A 24723-nucleotide genomic window follows, 5' to 3' on the forward strand; every position below is an offset into this window, starting at 1 on the left:
AGGAGCGGGGCGCCATGATCGACGTGGTGCTGCTGATCGTGATCGCCGCCTCGACCCTGCTCGGGATGCTGCGTGGCTTTGTTGGAATCGTCATCGGCACGCTGTCGTGGCTGCTGGCCGCGTGGGCGGCCTTCGCCTTCGGCAACGATGCGGCACGCTGGTGGGCGGCCCCGGCCGCACCCGGCGGCGAGCATTTCGTTGGCGGCTACCTGGGCGTGGGCATTGGCGTGATGATCGTGGTCGCGGTGATCGGCATGGTCATCAAGGCGATGATCCATCGCAGCATGCTGACCAGCCTGGACCGGTTGCTGGGCGGCGTGCTGGGCGCCGTGCGTGGCGGCCTGATCGCGGCGATCCTGGTGCTGCTGGCCGGCTTCACCCCGCTGACCGCCGAACCCTCCTGGAAGCGCTCGGCGGTCCGCCCGGTGCTGAACCCGGCCGTGGCCTGGATGAACGGGAAGCTGCCGCACTGGCAGGTGCCCGGCGCCGATCTGCTGCCCAAGACCTTGCCGACCGACATGCTGTCCCCATCTGCATTGATGGAGCTGGGGAAGAGCGCAGGCGCCGATCTGGGAAAGCCGGGCGCGGCAGGCGATAATGGCATCCTCAACCAGGTAGTGGCGGGCAGCGGATGGCTGCGGCCCGCGAAAGCGGAACAGGGCGACGCATACGATCCGGCCGAAGTGCGCCCGGACGCCCCAGCACTGCCAGACAGTATCGAGCCGGGCGATCCGGCCAATGTCGACCGCAGGCGCGGCGACCACCGCGGCCAGGTACGGCCACCTTCCTTGTAACTGGGCACAGCCCAGCGGAGACTTCGCACCATGTGTGGCATCGTCGGAATCGTCGGCAACCAGAACGTCGCCGGGCAGTTGTATGACGGCTTGACCGTTCTCCAGCATCGCGGCCAGGATGCGGCGGGCATCGCCACGGCCAATGGCAGCCGCCTGCGGGTGCAGAAGGCCACCGGCCTGGTCCGCGATGTGTTCGATGCACGCACCATGTCCACCCTGGAAGGCAGCGTCGGCATCGCCCATGTGCGCTACCCGACGGCCGGCTCGGAAGGCATGGACGAGGCGCAGCCGTTCTACGTCAACTCGCCGTACGGCATCGCGCTGGCCCACAACGGCAACCTGATCAACACCGAGGCGCTGCGCCAGCAGGTGTTCGAGCAGGACCGCCGCAACGTCAACACCGATTCGGACAGCGAAGTGCTGTTGAACGTGTTCGCCTATGAGCTGGAACAGCAGCGCCAGCTGAGCCCGGAAGCCGCGATCCGCGCGGTGGCTGGCGTGCACCGCCGCTGCAAGGGCGGCTATGCGGTGGTCAGCGTGGTGCTGGGCCTGGGCCTGGTGGCCTTCCGCGACCCGCACGGCATCCGTCCGCTGGTGCTGGGCAAGCGCAGCCATGCCGAGGGCGACGAGTACATCGTGGCCTCCGAGTCGGCTGCGCTGGACGTGCTGGGCTTCCAGCGCGTGCGCGATGTGCAGCCGGGCGAAGCCCTGGTGATCACCGCCCGCGGCGAGCTGTTCTCGGAAATCTGCGCCGAGCCGGCCGAGCACACCCCGTGCATCTTCGAGTACGTGTACTTCGCGCGTCCGGACTCGATGATCGACAACGTCTCGGTGCACAAGGCGCGCATGCGCATGGGCATCAAGCTGGGCGAGAAGATCCTGCGCCTGCGCCCGGACCACGATATCGACACCATCATCCCGATCCCGGATACCTCGCGTGATGCCGCGCTGGAGATCTCCAACGTGCTCGGGGTGAAGTACCGCGAAGGCTTCATCAAGAACCGCTACATCGGCCGCACCTTCATCATGCCGGGCCAGGGCGAACGCGTGAAGTCGGTGCGCCGCAAGCTCAACCCGATCCACCTGGAGTTCCGCAACCGCGTGGTGCTGCTGGTGGACGACTCGATCGTGCGTGGCACCACCAGCCAGCAGATCGTGCAGATGGCCCGTGATGCGGGCGCGCGCAAGGTCTACCTGGCCAGCGCGGCACCGCCGGTGCGCTACCCGAACATCTACGGCATCGACATGCCGGCGGCCGAAGAGCTGGTCGCGCACAACCGCACCGTGGAAGAGATCGAGGCCCACCTGGGCTGCGACTGGCTGATCTACCAGGACCTGGAAGACATGGAAGCGGCGGTGAGCGAGGGCAACCCGGCGCTGCGCAACTTCGATTCGTCCTGCTTCAACGGCCACTACCCGACGGGTATCGAGCCGGGCTACTTCGAGCGCATCCAGCAGCTGCGTTCGGACGACGCCAAGCACAAGCGCCGCGCCTGAGGTCCAGGCGTGGTCGATGTACCCGACGTTGGTGGCGACCTGCTGCGCGCAGCGCAGCAGTGCCTGGCCGAAGCCGACCCGCTGCGCAAGGTCGCGTTGACCCAGGCGTATGCCGCCGCGTTCCGTGCCGGCCGCCTGAAGGTGGCTGCCGATGCGCCGCCGCCGGAACCGATCCGCATGCCTGGCCGGCCGGCACGGCTGGTGCTGGTGCATCCGCGCGAAGTGCCCCGGCGCGGGCTGGGCGGCGTGGAAGGACGCGCCGCCTTCATCCACGCCATCGCCCACATCGAACTCAACGCGATCGACCTGGCCTGGGATGCGGTGTACCGCTTCCGCGGCCCGCCGCCAGCGTTCCATGCCGACTGGGTCAGCTGTGCCGACGACGAATCGCGGCACTTCATGCTGCTGCGCGAGCGCCTGCAGGCGCATGGCCACGACTACGCCGATTTCCCCGCGCACAACGGCCTGTGGGACATGTGCGAAAAGACCGCGCATGACGGCCTGGCGCGCATGGCCCTGGTACCGCGCGTGCTGGAAGCGCGCGGCCTGGACGTGACACCGGGCATGATCGAGAAGCTGCGCAATGTCGGTGATGGTGAAACCGCCGACGTACTGGAAGTGATCCTGCGCGAGGAAGTGGCGCACGTTGCCGCCGGTTCGCGCTGGTACCGCTGGTACTGCGATCGCGCCGGCGTCGAGCCGCGTGCGCGCTTCAAGGCGCTGCTGGTGGAATACGCCGGCGGCTACCTGCACGGGCCGTTCAACATCGAAGCGCGCCTGCTGGCCGGCTTCGACGCCGACGAGCTCGCCAACCTGGTCGAACAGGCCGGTTGAACAAAAGGGGACGGAGGGGATTAAGTCGTTTGTGGCACAAACGACTTAATCCCCTCCGTCCCCTTTTTCATGCGTTGGGCAGCACCACGCGCTTGCCATCCACGGTGGGCCGGTTGATGTAGAACAGGCCGGGACCGGGCCGGTAGGGCAGTTCGCTGACGCCGGCATCGGCGGCATAGGTCAGGGCGGTGTCGCCCAGCGCGTCGAAATTCCAGTGCGCCGACTGCATCAGGTAGCGTCGGCGCAGCAGCGCCTCCTGGGTCTGGGTCAACGCCTGCCCTGCCACCAGCCGCCGTGCGATCGGTTGCAGGGCCGACGGCAGTTCCCAGCCGGGAATCTCGGCAGCGCTGGCGCGCCAGGTCACGCCGGCATCGATGGCATGCTGCTGCATCACCTGCAGCGCGATCAACTGGTAGCGCCAGTCGATGCGCCGCCGCAGTACCACGGCGGCAGTCACGTACAGCACCGGTGACAGCAGCACGCTGCGGCTGCCGGCGCGGCGCTGCTGCTGCCACTGGTGCCAGACATCCACCCACACTTCCTTTTCGTCCACGCCCAGCTGCTGCCGCCAGCGTTCGGCATCGGCCTGCGTTTCAGCGTAGGCCGTGGTGGCCTGCAGCATCGCCAGCGGGGGAATCTGGTAGTCGGCAACGGCGGGGCGGCGCAGCTGCTGGCGACGTGGGCGGCTGAGCAGCTTGGGGCCTTCCTCCAGCTGGTTGTAGCCTCCGCCGATGTTGGCGTGCACGCCGGGCAAAGCGATCTCGGTGAACGGCGGTGCCACCGTGGTCAGCGGATAGTGCTGGCGATGCTCGTCGCGCGCGGTCAACTGCACTACGCGTGCAGCGATGCCACTGGACAGGGCAAGCTGCGGTTGTTCGTCGGCGCGGCCACCGCTGACCGCAGCCACGGTATCGAACAGGCCGATGAATCGCAGCACCGGAAGGGCAGGGGCGAAGTCCGACGTACAGACCAGGCCGGACGATTGCAGCAGTTGCCGCCAACGCGTGGTATCCCAGCCCTGCAGCTGGTTGGCGATATCACGTGCGGCGGCAGCGCCTCGAGAGAACCCGAACAGATCCAGCTGCACGCGACGCAGCGGTTGCCGCCAACGCGTGGACAGTTCTGCAAGCGCAGCTGGGAGCACCACCTGCAGCGCGCGCTGCACCTTTGCGCGGACGCCGCTGGCGCCGATACCGAACGCCAGTCCTATCAGGTCGTCGTCGGCGTCATCGCGGGTACCGACACCTTCCACGTAGATCGACAGCGAAGGCGTGGCCATCGCATCGCGGCGGCTGTCCGGGTACAGCTGCTGCAGGCGTGCGATGTTGGTCAGGCCGTTGTCGTAGCTGCTGGTCAGCCGGCTCTGGTAGGTCGAATCATCATCCGCACGCAGCTGCGCCGGGCGCGGTCGCGGCTGCTGTGGTCGACCACGCGCGAGGTTGTGCGCGTTGTTGCGGGTGCCATCGAAGAACAGGCCGATCCGCAGCAAGCCGACATCTTCGTCCGTGCCCTGCGATGGTGCCATGTGCATTCCCCGTCGTGGCTGCGTCACGGTAGCGCGAAAGTGGTGTGTTGGCGAAGTGTAGTGACGCTTTTGACCTGACTGAACGCAGATGCGGTGGATCACAAATCCTGACTTTCATTCCACTCGCCTATTGAATTCACACGAGCCGCGCAGGCCATATGGCCAAACCCGGCAAACCGGGTCGTGCTGCATCAACGCTGTTCACATCATTCAAGGAGCGACGCAATGTTGTCCAGATCGATTGGCAAAGCGGCAGGTGGCCTGGTGTTGGGTTTGTCGGTGGCGGCGGCCGCGCATGCGGCACCGTTGTTCGAGCCGGTGACGGTCATCAGCCGCGCATCGGCAAACAGTGAGCCCGCGCTGGGCAAGCTGCTGGCCACTCCGTCCACCGCTACGGTACAGGAAGTGCGCGTTGATGCAGCCGCGACTGCACAGCCGCAGCTGGAATTCGAACTGCTCGGCCAGCGCGTGCAGGCCGTGCGCAGCAAGGTTGAAGCGCTGCCCGATGGCGGCAGCATCTGGTATGGCCAGTTCCGTTCGCCCTCGGACAAGCTGACCGCGGCCACCTCCAACGGCCAGGACGACCCCGGCAATTCGCTGATCCTGGTGCGCTCGGGCGATACCATCACCGGCTCGATCCGCAAGGATGGAAAGCTGTACCGCCTGCGCCCGCTGGGCAACCGCCACGTGCTTGTGGAAGTGGACGAGTCGCGGATGCCGGCCGACCATCCGGCCGATTACAACCAGCTGCCGAAGATCCCGATGGGCAACAACGATCGCCTCGGCATCGCGCAGGCGTCGTCCGGCACGCCGGCCACCATCCGCGTGCTGGTGGTGGCGACCAATGCCGCCGTCGCCGCCTATGGCGGCAACATGCAGTCACTGGTGCAGCTGGCCGTGGCCGAATCGAACCAGGGCTATGTCAACAGCAACGTCGGCATCACCATGGAACTGGCCCGCTACGAAACCACCAGTTACACCGAATCGGGCAGCTTCGATACCGACCTGGCGCGTTTCCGTGGCACCAGCGATGGCTACATGGACAGCATCCACACCAGCCGGAATACCTACACGGCTGATGTGGGCGTGCTGCTGATCAACAACACCGCCTACTGCGGCCTGGCCTCGGGCATCGGCTCGACGGCGTCGACCGCGTTCGCGGCCGTGTACTGGGATTGCGCGACCGGCTATTACTCGTTCGCGCACGAGATCGGCCATCTGCAGAGTGCGCGGCATGACATCGCCACCGACTCGAGCACCTCGCCCTATGCCTATGGCCACGGCTACCGCTACGAGCCGGCCACCGGCACCGGCTGGCGCACGATCATGGCCTACAACTGCACCCGCAGCTGCCCGCGCCTGAACTACTGGTCCAACCCCAACATCAGCTACAACGGCATCCCGATGGGCAACGCCAGCACCGCCGACAACCAGCGCGTGCTGGTCAACACCAAGGCCACCATCGCAGCCTTCCGCTGACTGTCCAGGCGCCGACCAAGGCCGGCGTCTACCCGGGCGCATGCACCTGCTCTGGTAGATGCCAACCTTGGTTGGCACCTTGCGATCCGTTATTCGCGCGCCAGCGTATCCAGCGTCCAGCCGCTGGCATCCACGCGCAGCACCGAACCCTGTTCGTACCAGTCACCCAGCACGATGCGGGTGCGCTCGCGACCACCGGCCTGCAGCGTGTGGATCGCCGGCCGATGGGTATGGCCATGGATCATGATGTCCACGCCATGGCGCACGAAGGTGGCATCGACTTCGGCCGGGGCCACGTCGGTCACCGACTCGAACTGCGCACGATCGTCCTGCTTCATCTCGGACTGGCGCGCCTGGCTGGCTTCGCGCGCCTTCTGCGCGAACGCGATGCGTGCGGCCAGCGGCTGCGACAGGAACTGCGCCTGGAATACCGGGTCGCGCGTCTGTGCACGGAACTGCTGGTAGGGAATGTCATCGGTGCACAGCAGGTCACCGTGCTGCAGCAGCACCGCGCGGCCGTACAGTTCGATCATGCACGGGTCGGGCAGGATGCGCAGGCCGGCACGACGCGCGTAGTCCTCACCGAGCAGGAAGTCGCGGTTGCCGCGGATGAAGTACACCGGCACGCCGCTGTCGGACAGCACCTTCAACGCATCGGCCACCGTGTCGGCGGCGGGCGAGGGCGTGTCGTCGCCGATCCAGGCCTCGAACAGGTCGCCGAGGATGTACAGCGCATCGGCGCCGGGCGCCTGCTCGCGCAGGAAGCGCAGGAACAGGTCGGTGATCTCCGGACGGCTGGGGTCCAGGTGCAGGTCGGAAATGAACAGCGTGGTCATGCCCGCATTCTAGGCCATCAATGATGACGGTAGCGCCGCCGGTATTGTGGGGGTCAGATCTCTTTTCCGAAGGAAAAGGATCTGACCCCGGGGCTATACCGGCAGCGGCAGCCAGGTCAGGCTGGCCGAAGCCAGCACGATGGCGATGGCGGTGGCTGCCAGCACATCGGAAGGATAGTGCAGGCCCAGGACCACCCGCGACAGTGCAACGCCACAGGTGAACGGCACCAGCAGCGGCGCCAGCCACGGGTAGTAGGCCAGTGCCACGATGGTGAACGACACCGCATGCAGGGTGTGTCCGGAGGGGAAACTGAACTCGTCCAGCGGCGCCACCCAGGCGCGGATGCGCAGGTCGGCCGCGTAGGGCCGCGGGCGCCGGGTCCAGCGCTTGAGGACCTTGTACAGCAGCAGCGCGGCCAGGCCCGTGGCGGCCATGTGCACCGAGGCGCGCAGGCCGTCGAAGCCGTCCAGCACCACCAGCGCGGCCATCAGCACGTACCAGAACACGCCATCGCCGAGCCGGCTGATGACCGCGAACAGGCGACGCACGCGGCGCCGCCGGCAGTAGTGGTTTGCGCGCCGGCACCAGCGTGCTTCGCGCCCGGCCAGCAGCTCAAGCGGCGTAGTGCGCATGGCCGTTCCTCCGCGACTGTGCCAGTTCGGCCAGCAGTGCATCGAACTCGGCCACCACCTGTTGTGGATGCAGGCGCTTCATCGCGCGTGCGGCATTGCCGCCCAGTTCGCGGCGCTGCGCGTCATCGGCGGCCAGTCGCACGGCGGCATCGATGAACTGATCGTCGCTGTCCACGGCTGCGCCGTTCTCGCCATTGCGCAGGTACTCGCGCGCGGCGCCGTAGTCGAAGGCCACGGTGGCCACACCGCTGGCCATGCTTTCCAGGGTCACGTTGCCGAACGTCTCGCTGCGGCTGGGGAACAGGAACAGATCGCCGCTGGCGAAGTGCCGGGCCAGCGCATCGCCGCGCTGGATGCCACAGAAGATGAAGTCGGGGTTTTCATGTGCCAGCTTCTCGCGGGCTGGGCCATCACCGACCCACACGAAGCGTGCCTTGGGCCGGATCTGCTGCAGCCGGCGGAATGCCTTCACTGCCAGGCCGAGGTTCTTTTCAGCAGCGATGCGGCCGACATAGATCGCCACCAGGCCGTTGCCATCCACGCCCCATTCCTCGCGCAGCGCGGGATCGCGCCGTCCCGGATCGAACTGCTGGCTGTCCACCGCGCGGGCCAGCAGGCGCACGCGCTCGAAGCCCTGTTCGCCGAGGAACTGCTGCAGCTCGCGGGTCGGCACCAGGGTGGCATCGGCCTGGTTGTGGAAACGGCGCATCCAGCGCATGGCTGCGGCCTGCAGCCACGCCACGCCGTAGTCGGGCAGGTACTCGTCGAAGCGGGTGTGGAAGCCGCTGGCGACCGGAATGCCGAGGCGGCGCGCAGTGCGCAGTGCCGACCAGCCGAGCGGACCTTCGGTGGCGATGTAGACCGCATCCGGGCGTTGTTTCTGCCAATGGCGGCCCAGCAGGATCGGTGCCGGCAGTCCGAAACGCAGGCCGGGGTAGCGGGGCAGGGCGGCGCCGGGAACCAGCAAGGTGCCGGGTGCCGAATCCAGCGCTTCGCTGGACTGGCGGGGGCGGACCAGGTCGATCTCGTGCCCGGCTGCGCGCAGACCTTGTTCCAGCCCCTGCACGGTGAGGGCGACGCCGTTCACTTCCGGTGGATAGGTCTCGGTGACGATAGCATAGCGCATGGCGGGCCTCCGGGTTTCCGGCATGCTCGGGCCTGGCGATGTAGCCGAAATGACCGCTTTGCGACCATCAGATGACGGCGGCGCCAGCCACCGCATGAAGGCCGGCGCCCACAAAAAAACCACGGCCCCGAAGGGCCGTGGTCGTCATGCTTCCGTCACAGCGCGATGGATCAGAAGCGCTGCTGGTACTTCATGTAGATGAAGCGGCCGATATCGTAGCCACCGTAGTACGAGAAGGCCGAGTTCGGCTTGGTGTACATGATCGGGCCGGTCTTCTCGAACACGTTGTTGGCACCGACCGAGACGGTGGCATCCCACGGCAGCGAGTAGCGGAACTGCACGTCGTGGAAGGTGACCGAACCACGCTCGTTGTAGTTGCGGGCACCCTTGTACCACGGGGCGTACACGCCCGGATCGGAGCACTCGTCCGGATAGGCACGGATGTCCACGCACTGCTCCTTCACGCCGGAGTAGTAACGCGCGGTCCAGCTGACGCCGAAGTTGCCCAGGTCCCAGCCCAGCACCAGGTTCGAACGGACGCGGAAGTTGCTGCCGATGCCGTTGGAGACGGTCGGCACCACCGTGCTGTCGTTGGTCGAGCGGAACTCGCTCTTGCTGACATAGGTGGTGGCCCAGCCGGCGTTGAACTTGCCGACGCTGGTATCCAGGCGGTAGTTCAGGTCCAGGTCGTAGCCTTCGGTTTCCATGAAGCCGGCATTGCGGCTGCCGAACTGCAGGGTATCGACGATGCCGGCGGTCGGGCCGGTCGACTTGTCACGGGTGAAGCGCTGGCAACGTGCGTCGATGCCCTGCTCGTAGCAGTCGATCAGGATCTGGGTCGGGCTGTCGGCAACGATGGTGTTGTCGATGCGGATCTTCCACCAGTCCAGCGAGGCGTTGAAGTTCTTGATGAAGCTCGGACTCCAGACCAGGCCCAGCGTCTTGCTGGTCGAGGTTTCCGGGGTCAGGTCCGGGTTGGAGCCGGACACGAACGGCACCGGCGTCGCGTCGACCGAGGTGGCGACCGGCTGGTTGCCCTGGCGCAACTGGCGGAACGTCGCGGCGTTGGCAATGTCACGGGCGCAGCGGGCACGCACCTCGGCGCTGGTGCGCGAGGAGCCGAACTGCACGTCGCACGGATCGCTGAACTGGGCGAAGGTCTGCGAGCCGCCACCGTACAGATCGCTGATGGTCGGGGCGCGGAAGCCTTCAGCCCAGGTACCACGGACCAGCAGCTGGTCGAACGGCTTCCACTTGAAGCCGAACTTGCTGTTGAGCGTGTTGCCGAAGGTGTCGTAGTCCGAGAAGCGGGTGGCGCCGTTGAAGGTCAGTTCCTTGGCACCCGGCAGGTCCGCCAGCACCGGCACGTTGATTTCCAGGTACGCCTCGTTGACCTTGTAGCCGCCACCGGTCGGGCCTGCGGCCAGGTTGGTGGTGGCGCCGGCCTGCGCCAGCGGATCCGGACGGTACTCACCGGTCTCCTTGCGGCTTTCCACACCGAACGCGAAGCCCAGGTCGCCGGCCGGCAGGGTCACGATGGAACCGGCGATGTTGGCGAAGAAGTTCTTGCTGGTGGTCTTGCCGGTGGTGACTTCCGGTGGGAACAGCCAGGCCTGCAGGTCGGCGTTGCCATCGATGCCGTTCGGATCGATCGTGCCGTACGGCACCAGCGGGTTCCACGGCTTGCACACGTCATAGGAGATCGGCGCGGCAGCGGTGCCGCACTGGACCTTGCCGGTGGCCGCATTGTAGAACGACGGGCCGACGCCGCCGGCGACGCGCGCCTTGTGCAGGTTGCCGGTGGCGATGGTTTCCAGCTCGTTGCGGTTGTACTGGTAGCCCGCTTCCCAATCGAAGTAGCGGCTGCCGATCTCGAACGAACCGTCGAACGACGCCACTGCGCGGTAGGTCTTCAGCTCGCTGGTGGTCACGCGCGGCACTTCCCAGGTGCGGCGGTTCCAGGCCACGGCGGTCGGGGTGGCGTAGCCGTGCTGGCGGCCGAACGGGTTGAAGTAGCTGTCGATCGACATCGAGCCCACGCCAGCGGTGCTGGACTGCAGCGGGTAGCCGGCAATCTGGCGCACGGCCTTGCGCTTGTTGTAGCCCAGCTCGGTGCGGAAGTTGACGTTGTCGGTGATCTTGAAGCGGCCGTCGAAGTACACCGAATCGCGCTTGAGCGGGAAGTTCAGGTGCATCTGCTCGTTGGCGTTGCTGACGTCGCCGGTGAACGCCGACGGATCGGTGATGTGGTAGTTGGCCGGGTTGGTCGGGTCAGCACCGCGGTTGAGCGAGTAGTTGCAGCCGCTGGCAGTGGTGCAGCCCGGGCGACCCTTCAGGCCGGTGAACTGGCCCCACTGGCTGATGGTGGTCCAGTTGGTCAGGTTGTCGGCATGGCGGTCGGTCAGGCCGTAGGCGCTGAAGCCACGGTCCTTGGCCCACACCGCCTTCTCTTCGGCATGTTCGGCCGCGACGGTCAGCGAGATGCGGTCATTGCTCCAGCCCGCCACCACGTCGAAGCGGTCACGCGCGCCGTCGCCCTGGCTGAACTGGCCGTGGTAGACGTTGGCGGTCACACCGGTGACATTGGAACGGGTGATGATGTTCACCACGCCGGACATGGCATCGGAACCGTAGATGGCCGACGCGCCGTCCTTCAGCACTTCGATGCGCTCCACCGCCGAGACCGGAATCGTGGAGATGTCCTGGTAACCGGAGGTGCTGATGCCCAGGCGCTTGCCGTTGATCAGCACCAGCGTGCGCTGGGTGCCCAGGTTGCGCATGTCGATATACGAACCACCCGCGTTCTCACCGGCGGTCAGCGCGTTGGCGCGGCTGATCGCCGGGCTGCCCATCGCAGTGACGTTCTGCAGGATGTCGGCGACCGAGCTGAAGCCCTGCTGCTCGATGGCCGTACGGGTGATCGCGAACACCGGCTGGGCGGTTTCCACGTCCACTTGGCGGATGCGCGAGCCGGTGATCTCGATGCGGTCGAGGTTGGTGGGAGTGGCGCTGCTGCCGTCCTGGGCAAACGCGGGCAGGGCGGCCAACGTTGCGGTGGTAGCCAGGGCATAGCGGATGGCCTGCCCCAGTGCGGTGGTGCGTGAAGTCATGGCGAGCTCTCTCTCTCAGGTCGTGCACAAGACGCCAAAGTGGGCGTCGAAGGAGCCAGCTGGGTTGATGACCGAGCCGGTGACCCGATAGTAGTCTCGTTAGTTAATGCTCTGTAAAGAGTTCGTATCGATTTATGTCACGGGACACCCTCACCCTTCACAAAACGTGAACAAAAGCAGGCGCTTACGTGATGGTCGGGACGCCCCGTACCCCGCCGCTGTGTTGCGAAGCAGCACAAAAAACCGCCAGACTGCGCAAAGTGGGGGTGCGAAGTGCGTCACTCCTGCTGTCCTGTGGACAACAGGCGACGGCGTATTCAGGCTACGAACGGACGGAACTGGATGCCCAGCCCGGCGATCCCGTCGGTCTCGCCGATCAGGTCGGCGCGCAGCAGCGGACGGGCATCGATGAATGCCTGCGGCACGATCAGCGACAGCCGGTTGTCGTCGGCGGTCAGCTCCAGCGCCGGCAGCGGGTCGTCCTCATGCGCGCGGTTGAGCAGCACCGCCAGCCGCAGCAGGGCCGCCAACCGGCGCGCGGTCAGCAGCAGTCGCTCGGGCAGGGCGTCGAAGGCGGTCTTGGTCACGCTGCGGCGATGGCTGCGCACCAGCGCGGCCAGCATCTGCTGTTCCTGGCGGGAGAAGCCGGCGATGTCCGAGTGCTCCAGCACGTAGCTGCCATGCACGTGGTAGCCGCTGTGGGCAATCATCAGGCCCAGTTCGTGCAGGCGTGCGGCCCAGCCGAGCATGCGCGCATCATCGGCATCGAGCTTCCAGCGTTCCTGCACCTGCTCCAGCAGTGACAGAGCGGTGTCCTGCACGCGGTCGGCCTGTACCGTATCGATACCGTAGCGCTGGCTGAGCGCGGCCACCGATTCATCGCGCAGGTCGTTCTCGCCGGCACGGCCGACGATGTCGTAGAGGATGCCCTCGCGCATCGCGGCCTTGCTGACCAGCAGCTTCTGCAGGCCAAGTGCCTGGAACGCCGCTTCCAGCACCAGGATGCCGCCGGCGATGATCGGGCGGCGGTCGCTGGACAGGCCCGGCAACTGGATGTCGTCGATCTTCTTGGCCTTCAGCAGCTCATCGCGCAGTTGCGGCAGGGCCTCGGCGGTGATCGCACCCTTGCTCAGCTTCATCGTCGCGCAGATCTCGCTGATCGCCTTGTGCGTGCCCGAAGAACCCAGCGCCTCCTGCCAGCCCAGCGCGCGGTACTTGCTGGCGAAGGGCTGGAACTCGCGGCCGATCTCGGCCAGCGCGTCCTTCCAGCGCTTCTTGCTGAGCTTGCCGCCGGGGAAGAAGCGCCGGGTGCTGGCGATGCAACCGGCCTGCAGGCTTTCGCGCTCCAGGGTCTGCATGCCCATGCCGATGATGAATTCAGTGGAGCCGCCACCGATGTCGATCACCAGCCGGCGCTGGCCGGGCTTGGGGGGTTGCGCGTGGGCCACGCCCAGGTAGATCAGGCGGGCTTCTTCGCGGCCGCTGACCACTTCGATGGCGTGTCCCAGTGCAGTTTCGGCCGGGACCAGGAACGACTGGGGAGAACGCAGCTGGCGCACCGTGTTGGTGGCCAGCGCGCGCACCCGATGCGGCGGCACATTGCGGATGCGCTGGCCGAAACGGGCCAGGCATTCCAGCGCGCGCTGCCGTGCGGCGGAAGACAGTCCGCCTTTGCCATCCAGCCCGTCGGCCATGCGCACCGTCTCGCGCAGGCGGTCGATCACCCGCAGCTGGCCGAGCGTGTAGCGCGCGATGACCATGTGGAAACTGTTGGAGCCAAGGTCGATGGCGGCCAGCAGGTCGCCATCCTGCAATGCGGGCGGAGTCGTGGAGGTATGCGGCATGGGCGAATGTTAGCCGAAGCGGCGGTGTGCTCGTCACCGCGCGGCCTTCACATTCTGGAAGGAGGCGTGCAGCAGGATTGCAAGGGGTCAGATCCCTTTCCCGCAGGAAAGGGATCTGACCCCGGGCGACCGCTGATCGAATCCCGACCAGCGGTCGGGATCCACCGGGGCAGGACTACAGCCCCTGCATCAATGCCATCTGCGCAGAATGCGGGGCTTCGTCGTGCGCCGGCGCACGCTTGTGGTAGACGCCGTCGGCGTCCAGTTCCCAGGCGTTGAGGTTGTCGTCCAGGTAGTTCTGCAGGACCTCGCGGTACACCCGCTTGGCCAGTTCCGGATCGAGGATCGGGAAGCAGGTCTCGACCCGGCGCAGCAGGTTGCGTTCCAGCCAGTCGGCGCTGGCGCAGTACATCTCCGGCGCGCCGTCGTTGCCGAACCAGTAGACGCGGCTGTGCTCCAGGAAGCGGCCGACGATCGAGCGCACGCGGATGTTGTCCGAGACACCCGGAACGCCCGGACGCAGGGTGCAGGCGCCACGGATGATCAGGTCGATCTGCACGCCGGCCTGCGACGCGGCGTACAGCGCGCGCACCACCTGCGGTTCGTTCAACGCGTTCATCTTGGCGATGATCCGCGCTGGGCGGCCGGCGGCGGCGATGCGCGTCTCGCGCTCGATACGGCCGAGGATGCCGGTGTGCAGGGTGAAGGGCGACTGCAGCAGGCGCTTGAGCTTCATCTTCGAGGCCAGCCCGGACAGCTGCTGGAACAACAGGTGCACGTCATTGCCGATGTCCGGATCGGCGGTGATCAGGCTGATGTCGGTGTACGCGCGGGCAGTGCCGCTGTGGTAGTTGCCGGTGCCCAGGTGCACGTAGCGGCGCAGCTTGCGGCCTTCGCGGCGCACGATCAGCAGCATCTTGGCGTGGGTCTTGTAGCCGACCACGCCGTACACCACCTGCACCCCGGCCTCCTGCAGGCGATCGGCCAGGCCCAGGTTGGCCTCTTCGTCGAAGCGCGCACGCAGTTCGACCACTACAGTCACGTCCTTGCCGTTGCGCGCGGCCTGGATCAGTGCGTCGACGATCAGCGAATCCTTGCCGGTGCGGTACAGCGTCTGCTTGATCGCCAGCACGTTGGGATCGATCGCCGCCTGCCGGATCAGGTCCAGCACCGCGGTGAAGGCATCGAACGGGTGGTGCAGCAGCAGGTCCTGGCGCGCCGTGGTCTCGAAGATGCCGTCGCTGTCGCGCAGCGTGCGCGGGGTCATCGGCGGGTACTTCAGGTCTGGCTGCGCGATCAGGTCGTACAGCTGGATGATGCGGTTGAGGTTGACCGGGCCGTCGATGCGGTACACCGCGTTCTCGGTCAGGCCGAAATTCTGCAGCAGCGTGCGCACGATCTCGCGCGGCATGTCGTGGGCGATCTCCAGGCGCACCGCCGGCCGGTAGCCGCGGTCGACCAGTTCGTCGCGCAGCGCCAGCGCCAGGTTCTCGACTTCCTCCTCGTCCACCACCAGCTCGGAGTTGCGGGTGACACGGAACTGGTAGGCACCCTGGACTTCCATGCCCGGGAACAGCTCATCGACGAAGGTCGACAGCACCGAGGACAGGAACACGAAGTTCTGCGATCCGCCGAGCTTCTCCGGCAGCTGGATGATGCGCGGCAGCGAGCGCGGCGCACGCACGATCGCCAGGTGGCCGGCGCGGCCGAACGCATCGGTGCCCTTCAGCACCACCACGATGTTCAGCGACTTGTTGAGGATCTTCGGGAACGGGTGCACCGGGTCCAGGCCCAGCGGCGACAGCACCGGCATGATCTCGTTGCGGAAGTAGGCGCGCAGCCAGCGCCTCTGGCGGTCGGTCCAGGAATGGCGACCGAGCACGCCGATGCCGGCCTCCATCAGCGCCGGGCGCAGCGTCTCGTTCCAGCAGCGGTACTGCTGGTCCACCAGCTCCGCAGCGCGGTCATGGATGGCGTTGAGGATGGCCTGCGGGCTCATGCCGTCCGGCGCCGGCGGCAGGCCGAATTCCTGCGCGTGGCGCACGGCGGCGGCACGGATCTCGAAGAACTCGTCGAGGTTGGTGCAGGAGATGCACATGAAGCGCAGGCGCTCCAGCAGCGGCACCTGCGGGTCCATGGCCTGCGCCAGCACGCGGAAGTTGAAATCCAGCTGCGACAGCTCGCGGTTGATGTACAGCGACGGGTCGCGCAACGGATCGTTGTCCGGGCTCACGGGGAGGGGGAGGGATCCGAGGCTGCTCATGGCGTCATTCTTCGATGGAGGTCAGGGGGGCGGACTCGCGCGGGCGCACGTGGTCGGCATCGAAATGGCAGGAGAACACCGAGCCCTTGCCGACTTCGCTTTCAATCTCCAGCCGTGCGTGGTGCAGGCCGAGGATGTGCTTGACGATGGACAGGCCCAGCCCGGTGCCGCCGCTCTCGCGCGAGCGGCTGCTGGACACACGGTAGAAACGTTCGGTCAGGCGCGGCAGGTGGGTGGCGGGAATGCCGTAGCCGGAATCGCGCACCGCCAGCACGGCGCCGTCGCCTTCGCGGCGGAACTCCACCGCAATGCGGCCCCCGGCCGGGGTATAGCGCACCGCGTTGGTGACCAGGTTGGAGAAGGCGCTGTGCAGTTCCTTGGTCGAACCCTGCAGGTCGACACCGGCCAGATCATCGATGCTGATCTGGTGGCGGCCCTGGCTGTGCGCCTCGGCCTCGCGGCGCAGGGTCGCCAGCATCGGCTGCATGGCCACGGTCTCTTCCTCGCTGTGCTCCTGCGATTCCAGCCGCGACAGGGTCAGCAGGTCTTCCACCAGCTGGGCCATGCGCTGGCTCTGCTTGCGCATTTCTTCCAGCATCGGGCCGGTGCCGGGGAAGTCCTCCGGATCCATCATGTCCAGGTAGCCGTGGACCACGGTGAGCGGCGTGCGCAGCTCGTGTGAAACATTGGCCACGAAGTCGCGGCGTACCTGTTCCAGGCGCAGCAGCTTGCTGACGTCGCGGGCGATCAGCAGCCAGTAATCCGACGAATAGGGAATCAGGCGCAGGTTCAGGCGGATCGCCGGATCGACCGGCGAGGGCACGTCCAGGATCGGTTCGGCATTGCGGCCACCGGCCAGCCAGTGGGCCAGCGGCATCGGCTGCAGGCGTTCGACCAGGGCCTCGCCAAGGTCGCCGGGATGGTGCAGGCCGAGCAGGGCGGTGGCCGCTTCGTTGAACCACTGCACGCGCTGGCTGTTGCGGTCCAGCACCACCACCGCGTCGGGCAATGCGGCGGCGGCGGCGCGGTAGCTGCGCAGCATGTCCAGCAGGCGGCGCTTGCGCACGCGCATTTCCACCTGGTTGCGATACAGCAGGCGGTCCAGTTCGTTCCAGACGCCGGTGCCTTCTTCGGCGGTGTCCCAGCGCTGGCGTGCGGTCAGGCGGCGCAGCACGCTGCGCAGGCGCCAGTAATGCCAGGCCAGGGTGGCCAGCGCGCCCAGCGCGATGCACAACCACAGATGGCCCGTGAACCACCCCACCAGTCCGGCGAACAGCAGTACCGCGGCAACGGTGGCCAGGGTCTTCAACCAGGCAGAGCGGATGTGGCGGGGCATTGCGGTCTCGTCGTTGAGGTGCGGCGGTTCACTGGAGTGAACCAAGGGTTATAGCAGAGTTGCCGGCACCGGCACCCGCAGGTGCGCGGTGCCGGCACGACGAGACTCAGGTGGCAGTGGAGAACCGGTAGCCGGCGCCGCGCACGGTCTGCACCATGTTCTCGGCGTTGAACGGTTCCAGCGTCTTGCGCAGGCGGCGGATATGCACGTCGATGGTGCGCTCCTCCACGTACACGCTGCCACCCCATACATGGTCCAGCAGCTGCGCGCGGGTGTAGACGCGCTCCGGATGGGTCATGAAGAAGTGCAGCAGGCGGTATTCGGTCGGGCCGATCGGCACCGGCTGGTCGTTGGCGAACACGCGATGGGCGGCGCCGTCGATGCGGATCGGGCCGACTGCCACGCTGCCGTCCTCGTCGTCCTCGCGGGCACGGCGCATGACCGCACGGATGCGCGCCAGCAGTTCGCGCGCCGAGAACGGCTTGACCACGTAGTCGTCGACGCCGGCTTCCAGGCCACCGACGCGGTCGTTCTCTTCGCCGCGGGCGGTCAGCATGATGATCGGCACTTCGCGGGTCAGCGTTTCCTTGCGCCAGCGACGGGCCAGGTCCAGGCCGCTGGTGCCGGGCAGCATCCAGTCCAGCAGGATCAGGTCCGGAACGCGGTCGGCGATCGCGGTCTGGGCCTCCCGGGCATCGCCGGCGTGGACCGGTTCGTAATCGCCCTTGCGAAGGGCGAAGGCGACCATTTCACGGATCGCGGGCTCGTCATCGACGATCAGGATGCGTTTCTGCACGAGGACACCGTAGGGCTCGGTTACTGGAGTGGTGCCAGTAGACTACGGTTTGATGACATGTTTGTGACTGCCCGGCCGGAACCGGCCTGGATTGCCATCGGCCGGTCATGCAGCGCTCAGCGCCGGTCCAGGTCCGGGTCCTGCACGCCCTGGCGGCGCAGCTCCAGCACGGTCGGGGTGATCGCTTCGATGCGGGCATCGACCCGCGCGCGGCCAATGTAATCCAGCGCCGGGTTGCGCTTGAGCGCCTGCAGCTGCAGCAGCGCCTGTTCCGGCCGACCGCTGAGGAAGGCGGCCTCGGCATAGGCCTCGCTGGCACGCACGCTGTCGCCGGCCAGCTCGCTGGCGCGGGCAAAGCGCTGCTGGAAGACCGGATCGTTACCGCTTTGCGACAACAGGGGGCGCAGCATCGCCTGCGCGCGCTGGCCGGCCTCGCGGTTGCCCTGTTCGTTCAGGATCTCGGCATAGGTCAGCGCCACCGGGCGGCTGTTGGGGTGTTCGCGAAGCAGCTGCTCGAAGCGGCTGTTGGCCTGGGCCGCCTGGCCTGCCCGCGATTCCGCTTCGCCCAGGCCCAGCGCCAGCCACAGGTTGCCGGGATGGGTCTGGAGCAGGCCGGCCAGGGTCTGCCGGGCCTGGCCGGCGCCGGCACGGCCACCGCGCATGACCGCCAGCGCCTGGCCATAGCGCTGCGCATCGTTGAGACCGTCCTTCTGCCGCTTGGCCAGGTCGGCATACTCGCGTTCCAGCTCGGGGGTGGAATCCGCGCTGAGCACGCGCAGGCGCTCACGTGCCCAGTCGAAGTCGCCGCTGGCGCCACGGTTGAGCTGGCCGATCGGGAGGCGCAGCACACTGCTGGGCAGCAGCGGGTTGTTGCCGCGCAGCAGCGGCTCGCCCAGGCTGGGATCGGCCGGGTCCACCCGCTCCTTGCGCTCGCCGGTGGGGGTGCTGGTGGTCAGCAGCACTGTATCCTTCTTCATCTGCTCGGCGCGGGCCTTGGCTTCGCTGATGCGGGTGATGTTGACCGGGTGGGTGCGCAGGAACTCGGGCACGCTGTAGCCCCCTTCGTTGCCACGCATGGCCGCCGACATCCGTTCGAAGAAGCCGGCCATGGCATCCACGTCGTAGCCGCTGCGCGACAGGGTGCGGATGCCCAGGCGGTCGGCCTCGGACTCGTTGGAGCGGGTGTAGTTGATCTGCCGTTGCTGCATCAAGCCCATGCCCGAGCTGATCGCGGCCATCGTCGCGTTGCCGGACGACGTGCTGTTGCTGGCCTGGGCGGCCACCACCGCTGCCAGCATGCCCAGCAGGATCGGGATCTGGTCACGCTGGGCGCGCTCGACGCCGCGCAGCACATGCTGCTGGGTGACGTGGGCGATTTCGTGGGACAGCACCGCAGCGACCTCGTCCTCGCGCTCGGCGGTCAGCACCAGGCCGGCATTGACCCCGATGTAGCCGCCCAGCGTGGCGAACGCGTTGATCTGGCGGTCGTTCATCACGAAGAAGGTGTACGGCTGCCGCGGCTGGTCACTGTTGGAGCCGAGCCGGGTGCCCATGGTCTGCAGCCAGTCGTTGACCAGCGGATCTTCCAGCAGGTAGCCGTAGTTGCGCAGCTCGCGCAGCATCATCGCGCCGTACTCGGCCTGGCGGGCCGGGGTCAGCAGCTCGCCGGCCGAGGAGCCGATGTCGGGCAGCTTCTCCTGGGCCTGGGCCAGCGGCATGGCCAGGGCCAGGGTGACGGCGGTAGTCAGCAGCAGGGCTCGCAAGCAGGAGTTCCTCGGGCGGGGCGCGCCAAGCGTGGCAGGGCGGGGGGCAACCATTCGTTAATCCACAGTGTTGCGGCCGTGGCGTGGAAATTCCAGCGCACCGGTACCATATGTAGACCGTCGATCCATCGTGGAGTTTCCCGTGACAGCCCAGACCGCCGGCGGTGCCCCCGCCATCACCATCTATTCCACCGCCGTCTGCCCGTACTGCGTGGCCGCCAAGAACTTCCTGAAGAGCAAGGGCCAGCAGTGGACCGAGGTCCGCATCGACCTGGACCCGGCCGAGCGCGAGAAGATGATGGCGCTGACCCGCCGCACCAGCGTGCCGCAGATCTTCGTCGGCGACGTCCATGTCGGCGGCTACGACGACATGATGGCCCTGCACCGTGAAGGCAAGCTCGAGCCGCTGCTGGCCGGGCAGGGCCAGGCATGAGCGCGGCCGACGACGGCAGCAAGGACCGCATCGCCGAGTTCACCGAGTTCCGCAAGCGCATGAACGAGCGGATCCTGGGTGAGCCGAACCAGGTGGTGCGCCGCTTCTTCGCGCTGGACACGCAGACCTACCAGGCCGGCGCGCTGGACGTGAAGACCAAGGAGCTGCTGGGCCTGGTGGCCTCGATGGTGCTGCGCTGCGACGACTGCATCAGCTATCACGTGGCCCAGTGCAAGGACGCCGGCGTGACCCGCGAGGAGTTCTTCGAGACCTTCTCGGTCGGCCTGGTGGTGGGCGGATCGATCGTGATCCCGCACCTGCGCCGCGCGGTCGACTTCCTCGACCAGCTTGAAGGTGGCGCCGCCGCCCCGGCAGCGCACGAGCACTGAGGGGCGTGCCGGCCGCTGGCCGGTATTCCCTGAATCCGGCATGGCCGGGGTTGCCGGCCAGCGGCCGGCACTACCGCACCCGCGAGGGGCCTTCCCACGATCCAACAGCCCAGGAGCCCCCTTGTTGTTCAAGGGGGCGCGCCGACAGGCGCGGGGATAAGGCGGAATGCGCGGGCAATTCTGCCTGGGCCGGGCACTGGGACCATGGTCTATTTGGGACCTCGGCCCCGGCTCAGGCATAATTGCCGGTGAAACTTCCTTTGCGCCGGCGTTTCCGGGCACGTCCGGACGGCGTTTTTCCCCCTGTTCGGAACATCGATCAATGACGCAGAAAATTACGGTCATCCGCGGCGACGGCATTGGCCCGGAAATCATGGACGCCACCCTGTTCGTGCTCGACCAGCTCAAGACTGGCCTGGAGTACGAAGACGCCGACGCCGGCCTGGTGGCCCTGGAAAAGCACGGCGACCTGATGCCGGCAGTGACCCTGGAATCGATCGCGCGCAACAAAGTCGCGCTGAAGAGCCCGCTGACCACCCCGGTCGGTGGTGGCTTCACCTCGATCAACGTCAGCCTGCGCCGCCACTTCGACCTGTACGCCAACGTGCGTCCGGCCCACACCTTCCCGAACACCAAGTCGCGTTTCGACAACGTCGACCTGATCACCGTCCGTGAGAACACCGAAGGTGCCTACCTGGCCGAAGGCCAGGAAGTGTCGGCCGACGGCGAAACCGCCTTCTCCGGCACCCGCATCACCCGCAAGGGCTCCGAGCGCATCGTGCGCTACGCCTTCGAGCTGGCCAAGAGCACTGGCCGCAAGAAGGTCACTGCCGTGCACAAGGCCAACATCATCAAGTCGACCTCGGGCCTGTTCCTGAACGTCGCCCGTGAAGTCGCCGCACAGTACCCGGAGATCGAGTTCCAGGAAATGATCGTCGACAACTGCTGCATGCAGCTGGTGATGCGTCCGGAACAGTTCGATGTGATCGTCACCACCAACCTGTTCGGCGACATCATCTCCGACCTGTGCGCCGGTCTCGTCGGCGGCCTGGGCCTGGCCCCGGGTGCCAACATCGGCAAGGACGCGGCGATCTTCGAAGCCGTGCACGGCACCGCGCCGGACATCGCCGGCCAGGGCAAGGCCAATCCGTGCGCGCTGCTGCTGGCAGCCGCGCAGATGCTGGACCATGTCGGCCAGCCGGAAAACGCCGAGCGCCTGCGCAAGGCCATCGTGGCGACCATGGAAGCCAAGGATTCGCTGACCGGCGACCTGGGCGGCACCGGCACCACCATGAGCTTTGCCCAGGCCATCGCCAGCCGCCTGTAAGCGGCCGGCCGACCTCGGTTGGATCCACAGCGGGGCGCCTTCGGGCGCCCCGTTGCGTTGTGGGCCGGCCCGGTAGATCCACGCCGTGCGTGGAATGACGGGGCCTTGGTCCGCAGCCACCCATGGGGTGGCTCTACAGGGGAATTGTCTGTGCGTATATTGCACAGATCATGTGCCGCTACGCGGCTGGTTCGTGCGTCATGCGCTCCGCATCCTGTGCCCACTTCCCAACGCACTGGAGCTCGAACATGAACCTCACTGCCTTCGGCCTGGCCAGCCTGATCGGCATGGCCACCACCGCCCCGGTCGCCGCCGCCGAGCCGGCCCATCCCACCATCCGCCACATGGCTGGCGCGCTGGTCGCGACCTCGCTGGATGCGGCAAAGACCGCCGTGCTGGTCATCGACTTCCAGAATGAGTACTTCGATGCCACGGCCGCACCGGGCTTTGCCGGTGGCCGCATGGTCATTCCCGATGGCGTGGCCGCGCTGCGGCAGGCGAAGCGGGTGGTCGAATTCGCCGATGCCCATGGCATCCGCGTGATCCATGTGCAGCACGTGCTGCCGGCGGGTGCGCCGCTGTTCGCACAGGGCAGCGTCAATGCTGCCTTCCATCGCGACCTGCAGCCGCGCCAGGGCGAGACCGTGGTGCAGAAGGACAATGTCAGCGTGTTCGCCGGCGCGTCCTCCACCGTGCTCGACCCGCTGCTGAAGAACGCCGGCATCGACACCCTGATCGTCACCGGCCTGCAGACCCATGCCTGCGTGGCTGGTGCCGCGCGCGACGCGGCGGCCGCGCCCCGTGGTTACCGGGTGATCGTCTCGTCCGATGCCAGCGCCAGCCGTGACCTGGACCTGGCTGGCGGCCGGCGCATCGGCCATCGCACGCTGCATGAAGCCGCTCTGGCCCAGATCGAGGACGCCTTCGGCGATGTCATGACGACTGACGCGATCCTGGCACTGCCGGTGCGCAAGGCCGGCGACGGCGCTTGATAAGCTGGCGGGGCCCGCATGCCGCGGGCTCCGCCACGTGGAGCTGCCCGCCGATGGATCACTTCGCTGCCCTGCGTGCACTGCGCGCCATCGTCGATGCGGGCAGCTTCACCGCGGCAGCCGAGCGCCTCGGTACCACCCACTCGGCGATGTCGCGGCAACTGCGGCAGCTGGAAGAACACCTGCAGGTGCGCCTGCTCGATCGCAACAGCCGCCGGCTGTCGTTGACCGAGGCCGGGCGCGACTACTACCGTGAGGCGGCAACGCTGCTGGACCGCCTGCAGGAAGCCGACGACCGTGCCCGTGCCGGGCAGGCGCAGCCCAGTGGAAGCGTGAGGATCAGCGTGCCGCAGGTGGTGGCCAGCCAGGAGCTGCCGCACTGGCTGCCGTCATTCCTGCAGCGTTACCCCCAGGTCACGCTGGACCTGTCGGCCGATGACCAGCTGGTCGATGTGGTCGGTGGTGGTTTCGACCTGGCCCTGCGCATCGCGGCTTCACTGCCGGACAGCCAGCTTGTCGCGCGCGAGCTGGCCAGCTGCCCGCGCATCCTGGTCGCCGCACCGGCCTACCTGGCACACCACGGACTGCCGCGGCAGGCAGCGGACCTGGCTCATCACACGCTGCTGGGTTTCAGTCCCACGCCAGCAATGCCGCCCTGGCAGTTGCAGGGGCCGCGCGGCGCAACCGCGAGCATCGAAGCCGGGCAGCGCCTGCGCGTGGATGCCACGCCCGCACTGTACGCCGCCGCGCTGGCCGGCATGGGCATCAGCCTGTTCACCGCCTTCACCGTGCAGGAGGATCTGCGCGCCGGTCGTTTGATCCGCGTGCTGCCGGCCTGGCATGCGGGCCAGCGACGCTACTTCGCGCTGTACCCGCATGCACGTGCACTGGCGCCCAAGGTGCGTGCGCTGGTCGAGCATCTCGCGGCGCACTACGCTGCACAGGTGAGCGCGGCAGGGTAGTCGCGCGGTTGCAGCCGGGGTGATGATGGAGTCGGTGTATCTGCTGGTCGCGCTTGGCGCGATCGTCGCCGGATTCGTACAGGGCCTGTCCGGTTTCGCCTTCGGGATGGTAGCGATGTCGTTCTGGGCATGGGGGCTGGAGCCGCGACTGGCCGCTGCGCTGTCGGTGTTCGGCGCGCTGGTCGGTCAGCTGGTGGCCGTGTTCACCGTGCGGCGTGGCTTCAACCTGCGCCTGCTGCTGCCGTTCGTGCTGGGCGGCCTGGTGGGCATTCCGCTCGGCGTGATGGTACTGCCACACCTGGACATGGACTGGTTCAAGGCGCTGCTGGGCGGCTTCCTTGCGCTGTGGTGCCCGGTGATGCTGATGGCGCGATCATTGCCGCCGATCCGCGTGGGTGGTCGTATCGGTGACGCGATCGCCGGCATGGCAGGTGGGGTGCTCAGCGGCATCGGCGGTTTCGCCGGACCGGTGCCGACGCTGTGGAGCACGCTGCGTGGCTTCGGCAAGGACGAGCAGCGCGCGGTCATCCAGAACTTCAACCTGGCGATGCTGGCAGTGACCATGGCCACCTATGTCGGCAGCGGCCTGGTGAGCCGGCAGATGCTGCCGTACTTCGCCATCGTGGCGCCGGCGATGCTGGTGCCGACCCTGCTGGGTGCGCGCGTCTACATCGGCATCAGCGAGGCGCGCTTCCGGCAGATCGTACTGAGCCTGTTGACCGCGTCGGGCATCGCATTGCTGGCGTCGTCGATGCCGGCGCTGCTGGCGCGGTCGTAACCGGTT

General features: G+C 67.2%; 20 protein-coding genes. 10 read left to right on the forward strand and 10 right to left on the reverse strand.

Features of this window, described 5'->3' with window-relative positions:
• Positions 1-14: 14 nt before the first annotated feature.
• The 3 genes from VG566_RS03125 to VG566_RS03135 are packed head-to-tail and all read left to right on the forward strand — an operon-like array spanning position 15 to position 3125.
• Positions 15-794, forward strand: a complete 780-nt coding sequence (locus VG566_RS03125; RefSeq protein ID WP_014036126.1) for a CvpA family protein — start codon at positions 15-17, stop codon at positions 792-794.
• A 30-nt stretch (positions 795-824) separates the two neighbouring features.
• Entirely contained in the window at positions 825-2291 is a 1467-nt protein-coding gene (gene purF / locus VG566_RS03130) for an amidophosphoribosyltransferase (protein ID WP_005408246.1), read from the forward strand.
• A 9-nt stretch (positions 2292-2300) separates the two neighbouring features.
• The gene (locus VG566_RS03135; protein ID WP_241884058.1) at positions 2301-3125 is read left to right on the forward strand and encodes a ferritin-like domain-containing protein; all 825 of its coding nucleotides are present in this window, start codon (positions 2301-2303) and stop codon (positions 3123-3125) included.
• 67 nt (positions 3126-3192) lie between these two features.
• On the opposite strand, the gene VG566_RS03140 is transcribed toward VG566_RS03135, so the two are convergent.
• Positions 3193-4650, reverse strand: coding sequence for a DUF2235 domain-containing protein (locus VG566_RS03140; protein WP_241884059.1), 1458 nt, complete (start codon positions 4648-4650; stop codon positions 3193-3195).
• A 225-nt stretch (positions 4651-4875) separates the two neighbouring features.
• On the opposite strand from VG566_RS03140, the gene VG566_RS03145 reads away from it, so the two are divergent.
• Positions 4876-6129: a M12 family metallo-peptidase gene (locus VG566_RS03145; protein ID WP_014646083.1), complete on the forward strand. Its 1254-nt coding sequence runs from the start codon at positions 4876-4878 to the stop codon at positions 6127-6129.
• An 89-nt stretch (positions 6130-6218) separates the two neighbouring features.
• Here VG566_RS03145 and lpxH read toward each other — a convergent pair whose 3' ends face one another.
• The 9 genes from lpxH to VG566_RS03190 form a co-directional block, all read right to left on the reverse strand.
• Entirely contained in the window at positions 6219-6965 is a 747-nt protein-coding gene (lpxH, locus tag VG566_RS03150) for a UDP-2,3-diacylglucosamine diphosphatase (RefSeq protein WP_241884060.1), read from the reverse strand.
• Between the two features lie 93 nt (positions 6966-7058).
• Positions 7059-7598 (reverse strand): phosphatase PAP2 family protein, encoded by a 540-nt coding sequence (locus VG566_RS03155; RefSeq protein WP_032955935.1) that lies wholly within the window; start codon positions 7596-7598, stop codon positions 7059-7061.
• The gene (locus VG566_RS03160) at positions 7579-8724 is read right to left on the reverse strand and encodes a glycosyltransferase family 4 protein (RefSeq protein ID WP_241884061.1); all 1146 of its coding nucleotides are present in this window, start codon (positions 8722-8724) and stop codon (positions 7579-7581) included. Before VG566_RS03160 ends, VG566_RS03155 begins: the two co-directional genes overlap by 20 nt.
• 170 nt (positions 8725-8894) lie before the next feature.
• Positions 8895-11834 carry a TonB-dependent receptor domain-containing protein gene (locus VG566_RS03165; protein ID WP_241884062.1) on the reverse strand — a complete coding sequence of 980 codons (2940 nt, stop codon included), beginning with the start codon at positions 11832-11834 and terminating at the stop codon, positions 8895-8897.
• A 317-nt stretch (positions 11835-12151) separates the two neighbouring features.
• Positions 12152-13678: an exopolyphosphatase gene (ppx, locus tag VG566_RS03170; RefSeq protein ID WP_032955928.1), complete on the reverse strand. Its 1527-nt coding sequence runs from the start codon at positions 13676-13678 to the stop codon at positions 12152-12154.
• A 175-nt stretch (positions 13679-13853) separates the two neighbouring features.
• Positions 13854-15941: a polyphosphate kinase 1 gene (gene ppk1 / locus VG566_RS03175; protein WP_032955925.1), complete on the reverse strand. Its 2088-nt coding sequence runs from the start codon at positions 15939-15941 to the stop codon at positions 13854-13856.
• Positions 15942-15945: 4 nt separating this feature from the next.
• Entirely contained in the window at positions 15946-17277 is a 1332-nt protein-coding gene (gene phoR, locus VG566_RS03180; RefSeq protein WP_005415460.1) for a phosphate regulon sensor histidine kinase PhoR, read from the reverse strand.
• 106 nt (positions 17278-17383) lie between these two features.
• A complete protein-coding gene (gene phoB / locus VG566_RS03185; protein ID WP_005408258.1) occupies positions 17384-18073 on the reverse strand; it encodes a phosphate regulon transcriptional regulator PhoB in 690 nt (229 codons plus the stop codon).
• A gap of 116 nt (positions 18074-18189) precedes the next feature.
• The gene (locus VG566_RS03190) at positions 18190-19890 is read right to left on the reverse strand and encodes a M48 family metalloprotease (protein ID WP_169410554.1); all 1701 of its coding nucleotides are present in this window, start codon (positions 19888-19890) and stop codon (positions 18190-18192) included.
• A gap of 88 nt (positions 19891-19978) precedes the next feature.
• Here VG566_RS03190 and grxC point away from each other — a divergent pair, with 88 nt between their 5' ends.
• The 6 genes from grxC to VG566_RS03220 all read left to right on the forward strand — a co-directional run bounded on the left by grxC (position 19979) and on the right by VG566_RS03220 (position 24717).
• Positions 19979-20269 carry a glutaredoxin 3 gene (grxC, locus tag VG566_RS03195; RefSeq protein ID WP_004154541.1) on the forward strand — a complete coding sequence of 97 codons (291 nt, stop codon included), beginning with the start codon at positions 19979-19981 and terminating at the stop codon, positions 20267-20269.
• Entirely contained in the window at positions 20266-20658 is a 393-nt protein-coding gene (locus VG566_RS03200) for a carboxymuconolactone decarboxylase family protein (RefSeq protein WP_004154542.1), read from the forward strand. The genes grxC and VG566_RS03200 overlap by 4 nt, the downstream gene beginning before the upstream one ends.
• Before the next feature lie 322 nt (positions 20659-20980).
• Positions 20981-21985, forward strand: a complete 1005-nt coding sequence (locus tag VG566_RS03205; RefSeq protein ID WP_014036138.1) for an isocitrate dehydrogenase — start codon at positions 20981-20983, stop codon at positions 21983-21985.
• Between the two features lie 248 nt (positions 21986-22233).
• Complete coding sequence (locus tag VG566_RS03210) at positions 22234-22977, forward strand: cysteine hydrolase (RefSeq protein WP_241884063.1); 744 nt, start codon at positions 22234-22236, stop codon at positions 22975-22977.
• 53 nt (positions 22978-23030) lie between these two features.
• A complete protein-coding gene (locus tag VG566_RS03215; RefSeq protein WP_032961780.1) occupies positions 23031-23939 on the forward strand; it encodes a LysR family transcriptional regulator in 909 nt (302 codons plus the stop codon).
• A 25-nt stretch (positions 23940-23964) separates the two neighbouring features.
• On the forward strand, positions 23965-24717 hold the full coding sequence (locus VG566_RS03220; RefSeq protein WP_069118519.1) for a sulfite exporter TauE/SafE family protein: 753 nt from the start codon (positions 23965-23967) through the stop codon (positions 24715-24717).
• Positions 24718-24723: the final 6 nt, after the last annotated feature.

Origin of the sequence: Stenotrophomonas sp. CASM114 (genome assembly GCF_049384325.1) — a bacterium.
In the GTDB taxonomy this organism is placed as follows: Bacteria; Pseudomonadota; Gammaproteobacteria; order Xanthomonadales; family Xanthomonadaceae; genus Stenotrophomonas; species Stenotrophomonas muris.

What these genes read in the sequence shown, in the direction of transcription:
- VG566_RS03210 (WP_241884063.1), top strand. Translation starts at nt 22,234, where the DNA reads ATGAACCTCACTGCCTTCGGCCTGGCCAGCCTGATCGGCATGGCCACC.
- VG566_RS03205 (WP_014036138.1), top strand. Translation starts at nt 20,981, where the DNA reads ATGACGCAGAAAATTACGGTCATCCGCGGCGACGGCATTGGCCCGGAA.
- lpxH (WP_241884060.1), bottom strand. Translation starts at nt 6,965, where the DNA reads ATGACCACGCTGTTCATTTCCGACCTGCACCTGGACCCCAGCCGTCCG.
- phoR (WP_005415460.1), bottom strand. Translation starts at nt 17,277, where the DNA reads ATGCCCCGCCACATCCGCTCTGCCTGGTTGAAGACCCTGGCCACCGTT.
- ppx (WP_032955928.1), bottom strand. Translation starts at nt 13,678, where the DNA reads ATGCCGCATACCTCCACGACTCCGCCCGCATTGCAGGATGGCGACCTG.
- VG566_RS03145 (WP_014646083.1), top strand. Translation starts at nt 4,876, where the DNA reads ATGTTGTCCAGATCGATTGGCAAAGCGGCAGGTGGCCTGGTGTTGGGT.
- VG566_RS03140 (WP_241884059.1), bottom strand. Translation starts at nt 4,650, where the DNA reads ATGGCACCATCGCAGGGCACGGACGAAGATGTCGGCTTGCTGCGGATC.
- VG566_RS03215 (WP_032961780.1), top strand. Translation starts at nt 23,031, where the DNA reads ATGGATCACTTCGCTGCCCTGCGTGCACTGCGCGCCATCGTCGATGCG.
- ppk1 (WP_032955925.1), bottom strand. Translation starts at nt 15,941, where the DNA reads ATGAGCAGCCTCGGATCCCTCCCCCTCCCCGTGAGCCCGGACAACGAT.
- VG566_RS03200 (WP_004154542.1), top strand. Translation starts at nt 20,266, where the DNA reads ATGAGCGCGGCCGACGACGGCAGCAAGGACCGCATCGCCGAGTTCACC.
- purF (WP_005408246.1), top strand. Translation starts at nt 825, where the DNA reads ATGTGTGGCATCGTCGGAATCGTCGGCAACCAGAACGTCGCCGGGCAG.
- VG566_RS03160 (WP_241884061.1), bottom strand. Translation starts at nt 8,724, where the DNA reads ATGCGCTATGCTATCGTCACCGAGACCTATCCACCGGAAGTGAACGGC.
- VG566_RS03125 (WP_014036126.1), top strand. Translation starts at nt 15, where the DNA reads ATGATCGACGTGGTGCTGCTGATCGTGATCGCCGCCTCGACCCTGCTC.
- VG566_RS03155 (WP_032955935.1), bottom strand. Translation starts at nt 7,598, where the DNA reads ATGCGCACTACGCCGCTTGAGCTGCTGGCCGGGCGCGAAGCACGCTGG.
- VG566_RS03220 (WP_069118519.1), top strand. Translation starts at nt 23,965, where the DNA reads ATGGAGTCGGTGTATCTGCTGGTCGCGCTTGGCGCGATCGTCGCCGGA.
- VG566_RS03165 (WP_241884062.1), bottom strand. Translation starts at nt 11,834, where the DNA reads ATGACTTCACGCACCACCGCACTGGGGCAGGCCATCCGCTATGCCCTG.
- VG566_RS03190 (WP_169410554.1), bottom strand. Translation starts at nt 19,890, where the DNA reads ATGGTTGCCCCCCGCCCTGCCACGCTTGGCGCGCCCCGCCCGAGGAAC.